The organism is Draconibacterium sediminis (assembly GCF_000949475.1).
Lineage (GTDB): Bacteria > Bacteroidota > Bacteroidia > Bacteroidales > Prolixibacteraceae > Draconibacterium > Draconibacterium sediminis.
This window is the reverse complement of record NZ_JRHC01000005.1, coordinates 495,961-501,960: the sequence shown is the minus strand read 5'-3', so window position 1 is coordinate 501,960 and position 6,000 is coordinate 495,961. Positions and strand designations below refer to the sequence as shown.

7 protein-coding genes and 1 tRNA gene are annotated in these 6,000 nt (G+C 39.4%); 3 read left to right on the top strand and 5 right to left on the bottom strand.

The genetic code is table 11. The annotated features are described in order from the left end of the window. Nucleotides 1–11: 11 nt before the first annotated feature. Both LH29_RS18950 and LH29_RS18945 read left to right on the top strand, forming a co-directional pair. Entirely contained in the window at nucleotides 12–1,916 is a 1,905-nt protein-coding gene (locus LH29_RS18950) for a T9SS type B sorting domain-containing protein (protein WP_449389516.1), read from the top strand. 39 nt (nucleotides 1,917–1,955) lie between these two features. Then, the gene (locus tag LH29_RS18945) at nucleotides 1,956–2,906 is read left to right on the top strand and encodes a PorP/SprF family type IX secretion system membrane protein (RefSeq protein ID WP_198152504.1); all 951 of its coding nucleotides are present in this window, start codon (nucleotides 1,956–1,958) and stop codon (nucleotides 2,904–2,906) included. A 403-nt stretch (nucleotides 2,907–3,309) separates the two neighbouring features. Here the strand turns inward: LH29_RS18945 and LH29_RS18940 are convergent, their stop codons facing one another. The 3 genes from LH29_RS18940 to LH29_RS18930 are packed head-to-tail and all read right to left on the bottom strand — an operon-like array spanning nucleotide 3,310 to nucleotide 4,717. Next, nucleotides 3,310–3,504, bottom strand: a complete 195-nt coding sequence (locus tag LH29_RS18940; protein WP_198152503.1) for a (2Fe-2S)-binding protein — start codon at nucleotides 3,502–3,504, stop codon at nucleotides 3,310–3,312. 20 nt (nucleotides 3,505–3,524) lie between these two features. After that, on the bottom strand, nucleotides 3,525–3,935 hold the full coding sequence (locus LH29_RS18935) for a secondary thiamine-phosphate synthase enzyme YjbQ (protein ID WP_045032740.1): 411 nt from the start codon (nucleotides 3,933–3,935) through the stop codon (nucleotides 3,525–3,527). Further along, nucleotides 3,935–4,717: an HD domain-containing protein gene (locus tag LH29_RS18930; RefSeq protein ID WP_045032739.1), complete on the bottom strand. Its 783-nt coding sequence runs from the start codon at nucleotides 4,715–4,717 to the stop codon at nucleotides 3,935–3,937. The genes LH29_RS18935 and LH29_RS18930 overlap by 1 nt, the downstream gene beginning before the upstream one ends. Before the next feature lie 261 nt (nucleotides 4,718–4,978). Between LH29_RS18930 and LH29_RS18925 the strand changes: the two genes are divergently transcribed. Then, nucleotides 4,979–5,053, top strand: a tRNA-Arg gene (locus LH29_RS18925). Between the two features lie 112 nt (nucleotides 5,054–5,165). Here the strand turns inward: LH29_RS18925 and LH29_RS18920 are convergent. Together LH29_RS18920 and LH29_RS18915 are read right to left on the bottom strand one after the other, a co-directional pair. Further along, a complete protein-coding gene (locus LH29_RS18920; protein ID WP_045032736.1) occupies nucleotides 5,166–5,498 on the bottom strand; it encodes a hypothetical protein in 333 nt (110 codons plus the stop codon). After that, on the bottom strand, nucleotides 5,495–5,755 hold the full coding sequence (locus tag LH29_RS18915) for a hypothetical protein (RefSeq protein WP_045032734.1): 261 nt from the start codon (nucleotides 5,753–5,755) through the stop codon (nucleotides 5,495–5,497). Before LH29_RS18915 ends, LH29_RS18920 begins: the two co-directional genes overlap by 4 nt. Between the last annotated feature and the right edge of the window lie 245 nt (nucleotides 5,756–6,000).

Below are 6,000 nucleotides of genomic sequence, written 5' to 3'. Positions count from 1 at the left end.
TTTTTGAAGAAATAAAAACAGACGAAATATGTGCAAACAGCTATACATTAATCCGTACCTGGACTGCTACTGATGACTGTGGTAATGAAACTTCATTTACACAAACAGTAACTGTTTCGGACAATACAGCTCCAACTTTCAACGAAACATTACCAACAGTAGAAATTACTGCTGAGTGTGATGCAATTGTTGAGGCTGTTGTGCTGACTGCTTCTGACAATTGCGATACTGACGTACCTGTTGTTTTTGAAGAAATAAAAACTGACGAAATTTGTGCAAACAGCTATACATTAATCCGTACCTGGACTGCTACTGACGACTGTGGTAATGAAACTTCATTTACACAAACAGTAACTGTTTCTGACAACACAGCTCCAGAAGTTACCTGCAACGACATTACTGTTCAGTTAGATGCAAATGGTGTTGCAACAATATCTGTTGATGATATCAACGCTGGTACAACTGATGCTTGTAGTGGTATCGACACCATGTTTATCAGTCAGGAAACATTCTTCTGTGGTAACGTTGGTGAAAACGTAGTTACATTAACTGCAATCGATGAATGTGGAAACGAAGCGACATGCACGGCTATTGTAACTGTAGAAGAAGGTGAAGCTGATTGTGGAATTAATCCGCTGAGAGCATCTGCTGATATTCTTGAAGTTGTAATCTGCCCGGGTAATAATATATTATGGAACCCGAATATTCTCAGCAATGATGAAGGTATTGGCAGTAGTGGAGTTACTATTACTATAGATAGCATACCATCAACTCTTACCATTGACCTTGAGTCGGGTGATCTAAATTTCTTTACAGATAATTACGAGGACTTCTTACTTGAAATTCCTTACACTATCTGTTCAAATGCAGATCCTGAAAATTGCTCATCAGCAACCATAACCATTATTATCAATCTTGATACAGACTGTGATGGTGTTCCAAACTATATAGATATTGATGATGATAATGATGGTCTATTGGATATTCACGAATTAGATCCGACTAAATCAGCATCAGTTGAGGATGCAGATATAGATACTGATGGAGATGGTATTGTTGACCGCCTTGACCTCGACTCTGATGGAGATGGAGTTGTAGATAACGTTGAGTGGCAGCAAACAATTAACGAAGCTGTTGACCATGAAGATTATGTTGGCCTAGATTACTATGAACCGCTTGGGTCTGATTCTGACGGCGACGGATGGGATGACCGTTACGATGATAATGGAGAGAACATTTATTATGAAGCTTTTGATATGGACCTTGATGGTATTCCTGACCACTTGGATTCGGATACCGATGGTGACGGCATAGAAGATATTATTGATGGAAACGATGCTAACTTTGATGGTATCGCGGATGTTCTGCCTACTGGCCTGGATTCGGACAAAGATGGTATAGACGATGCCTACGACACTTTCGACAACTGGTTTGTCAAGAAAGATAAATACCGAAATACTGTTAGTAGTAATGCTGCTTTACAGGATAAAGATGCTGATCTTGTAAGGGACTGGAGAGATCCTGTTGACGATACACCAGTACCTGAGCAGTTTGCATGTGGAGAACCTATCATTCCAAATGGTTTCTCTCCTAACCAGGATGGTTACAATGATTATTTCAAAGTAATGATCTATTGTACAGGCGATCAGGGTGGCAGTGAAGAAAGAGTACTTGGAGACGATTTCGATAATGCCAGAATAGAAATCTTCAACAGATGGGGCAACCTGGTTTACGAGCAGGAACGCTACGGAAACGAAGAATACTGGGGAGATGTTGATGCATGGTGGGACGGCAGATCGATGCACGATATGCAAGTAGGTAACGATCAGTTGCCAACAGCAACCTACTACTTCATCCTGTACTTTAACGATGGAAGTAAAGAACCTATTACTGGATTCGTATTCCTAAATAATTAATTGATTAATTAATGAATGTCCAATCTGAAAAAATTTAAAATGATGAAAGCAAAATTAAATATAATCAAAGGTTTAGGGATTCTGGCAATAGTAGTAGCAGCATTTACATCATCTGCCCAACAGGATCCGATGTTTACGCAATACATGTTCAATACACAAACCATAAACCCGGCTTATGCCGGAACATGGGAATCGGTGGGTTTTATGGCTCTTGGACGCCATCAGTGGACCGGTTGGGACGGAGCACCTACAACTTATACCTTCTCAGTACAGGCTCCGCTAAAAAACGAACGCGTTGCACTGGGATTAAATGTACTTAACGATAAAACCGGTTTAGAAAAACGTTTTTATGTTTTTGCCGATTACTCCTACCTGGTTCCTGTAAGCGAGAAAACAAATTTGAGACTGGGGCTAAAAGGTGGTTTTACCAATTACTCGAACAATTTGGCAGATTACACTATTCTAGACCCGGGTGATCCAAATTTCGCAGGTGAAATAAAAAATGCATTCAAACCAAACTTTGGTGTAGGTGCCTTTTTATACAGCAAAAGAGCCTATGTAGGTCTTTCAGTTCCGAAATTAGTGAGTACTACCTTCGAGAATGATATGGAAAGCTTTTCGGTTGAAGGAGAATTACGTCACTATTTCCTGATTGCCGGTGCCGTTTTTGATATGGGTGAAAATGTAAAATTCAAACCAACCATGTTTACCAAAGCATCGTTTACATCTGAAACAGGTACTCCGCTTCAGTTCGACCTAACAGGAAACTTCCTTATTAAAGAGAAATTCTGGCTCGGAGCGATGTATCGTACCGGATCTTCGTACGGTTTTATTGCCCAATGGATATTTGACCAAAAACTACGTGTTGGTTATGCCATTGACTTTACTACCAACAATATGAAACATTACAGCAATGGAACACACGAAGTAATGATTTCTTACGAACTAAGATTTAAGAAAGAAGAAGTGGTATCGCCAAGATACTTCTAGAAAAATATTTTGATGTTGTGTTTAAAACCCGAGTCGCAGCTTTCTTTGTTGTGGCTTGGGTTTTGTTTTTTATGCCATTGACTTTACTACCAACAATATGAAGCATTACAGCAATGGAACACACGAAGTAATGATTTCTTACGAACTAAGATTTAAGAAAGAAGAAGTGGTATCGCCAAGATACTTCTAGAAAAATATTTTGATGTTGTGTTTAAAACCCGAGTTGCAGCTTTCCTTGTTGTGGCTTGGGTTTTGTTTTTTTATTTCATTGACTTTACTACCAACGATATGAAGCATTACAGCAATGGAACACACGAAGTAATGATTTCTTACGAACTAAGATTTAAGAAAGAAGAAGTGGTACCGCCAAGATACTTCTAGAAAAAATATTTTGATGTTGTGTTTAGAACCCGAGTCGCAGCTTTCCTTGTTGTGGCTTGGGTTTTGTTTTTAAATGCGCTTCAACCAAACCATCAATAACAGGCAAACAACGACCACAAGACGTTCCGGCACGTGTTAACGACTGAATCTGAGCCGTAGAATCGGCTCCTTTTTCCAGCAGTTTTTTAATCTCTGCTTCATCAACAAAATTACACATACATACCAGCCTGTTTGCCATTATCTTTCAGAATCGATTAAGGTTATAACAATATTCCGGGAATTTCGGGGTCCGTCGAATTCGCATAAAAAAATATTTTGCCAGGTAGATAAGCCCATTTTGCCGTTAACGATCGGAATGGTTTCGCCTGGCCCTACCAAACCGGCTTTCAGGTGCGAGTCGCCATTATTATCCTGTGCATCGTGTTCCCACGCTCCGGCGGGTATCAGTTTCTTCATCAGGCTAACCACATCATTTTGCACCGAATTATCCCAGTTTTCCTGAATCATAATTCCTGCTGTTGCCCCCTGTACATAAACGTTTACCAAACCACAATTTATTCCGGCCATCTTCACTACTTCCTCCACATCAGGAGTAATGTCAACCAGAATATTATGCTGTGGTGTTGATACCGTTATGATTTTCTGCATCAGGCAATAAGTTTGTTTTCTACAAATACTTTTACTTTTCGGTAGATTTCAATTACCATATCGTTTTTGGGCATCGAGTTATAAATTTTCTCGAGGTAACGCTTTTCCATCATTAACTCGAACGACGGCCTGTAGTTTAAATCGTACACCCACGAAAGCTGCATAACTTTAATATCAAGTTCGTTGTTAATGCTTTCTTTAGCCACCGGGGCTCCGTTTAATATTTGTTTCGACACATCTTTCGATACCGTACCTCCTTTAGGCATTTCCCAGGTTAAAGTATGATTTGGCGTTGCCTTTGGATTGGAATAATAATCGGTTATTACACGAAGGATATCCAACTTATCGGCATCGCGGATGAGTTTGGCAAAAAGCCTTTCTTTATCCGATAAATCTTTTGTAAGGCCCAGCTTATTGTGTTGCTTAATTGCCAGTAACATCAGTTCTACCTGCCCCTCATCCAAATCATTAAAAAAGTCGCCTTGCCGTAAAACCTCAATTCCCAGTTCGGCATGATCAACTGATTTGGCATCATTAAAAGTGTTGTATTCTTTGAGCTGCCTAAACCTTCCGATGTCGTGAAACAATCCGATTAAATAGGCCAGTTGAGCTTCCGTTTCGTTGAGCTCCATATTTTTAGCCAGTAGTAAAGCAAGATCAGCAACTCGTAGTGAATGGTTTTTCTTTATCTCGAAATTCGTAAGCTGATCTTCGCTAAGTCCTGTAAAAGAGTCAACGTAATCGTTAAACTTCTTTATGGCCAGTCCTGTTCTCTCCTCCATAGTCATAGCTTTATGCCGACAAATGTAGCGATATAAAAAAATGTGCGATGATTGAAGAGGGCGATTTTATCAACATTTATTGGTAAGCTAATACCGATTTGAAATTAAACAGAGCCTTTGGTTCGCTCACTCCCAAAGCCTCTCCAATTTTCTATCGGCATTAACCATTGTAATTTAAAGGCTCACTTTGAAATACAATTGGTATAACTTGCAAATGGACGGTGCACATTCGGGAATTTTGTTACTTTTGCAGCCAATACTGGTCCCATAGTTCAATGGATAGAATACAAGATTCCGGTTCTTGCGATCTGGGTTCGAATCCCGGTGGGATCACCAAAACAAAAAAGCTCTGTAATCGAAATAATTACAGAGCTTTTTGTTTATTGATTGCTGTTTTACATTACAGTTAAACCATAATAAACCTCAAAATAAAAACAGATCTCAGATTTTAGTGATCAACAGCTGTCAGCTGAATTTTATCCAACCATATTTTTTCGTTCACAGGAACCTGGCTTAAATCAAATACCAATCGAAATCTTCCTGGCTGCATTATCTTTTTGGTTTGAAAACTATACTTTTCGGTTTGCCTTTTCACAACGAATTCAATTTCTGAACTCCCCCCCTTTTTACCGATGGGCTCGAAGGATACCTGTTGTTTTGCATTACAGGTGGCCTTTGACTTAAATGTAACCTCATACTGCGTATTGTCCCCATTTGGGAAAGTCCAAATCAACGATGCTTCACTACCCGATTCAATAATTTCTATTTCGTCAGAATTCACCCCGGATATTTTGAAGTCTGGTTAATCGAGAAGATGGCCTTTTCATTTGGGCTATGAATATCCCAGTCTCCAAAATTGAAACTCCTCGCAGCAGAGCTGACGAGGAATCCTATTCCGTTAAGGACTTTTTTATTGTTTTGTTCGCTTACCCCGAGGCAAAGCCATCGGGGAATGCGCTCACCGGAATTCAAATCAAATTCACCATTTATCATTCGTTTGTAAGCTCTTGAACGTTCTCCATAGTCCCTGGTATCCATTGGAAAAATTGTAGGATAGTATTTGTATTCAACCAATCTGATTCAGAGATTTTAAAAGATAATATTGTCTTCGGAACTTTTATGAGATTCCGAATTGAATGAATTGAACCAAATCCTATAGCCCCAACGGTGTACAACAAATAAAGATATTCCGAGATTTCGAATTGTCATTATCCTGTTTTTTCTCCACCGAGACAGAGTTCTTTTAGCCGTTCGAAAGATCCGCTCCATTAGCAAAAATGATA

Coding starts and splice junctions, on each gene's coding strand:
- LH29_RS18945 (WP_198152504.1), top strand. CDS start 1,956: ATGATGAAAGCAAAATTAAATATAATCAAAGGTTTAGGGATTCTGGCA.
- LH29_RS18940 (WP_198152503.1), bottom strand. CDS start 3,504: ATGTGTAATTTTGTTGATGAAGCAGAGATTAAAAAACTGCTGGAAAAA.
- LH29_RS18935 (WP_045032740.1), bottom strand. CDS start 3,935: ATGCAGAAAATCATAACGGTATCAACACCACAGCATAATATTCTGGTT.
- LH29_RS18930 (WP_045032739.1), bottom strand. CDS start 4,717: ATGGAGGAGAGAACAGGACTGGCCATAAAGAAGTTTAACGATTACGTT.
- LH29_RS18915 (WP_045032734.1), bottom strand. CDS start 5,755: ATGGATACCAGGGACTATGGAGAACGTTCAAGAGCTTACAAACGAATG.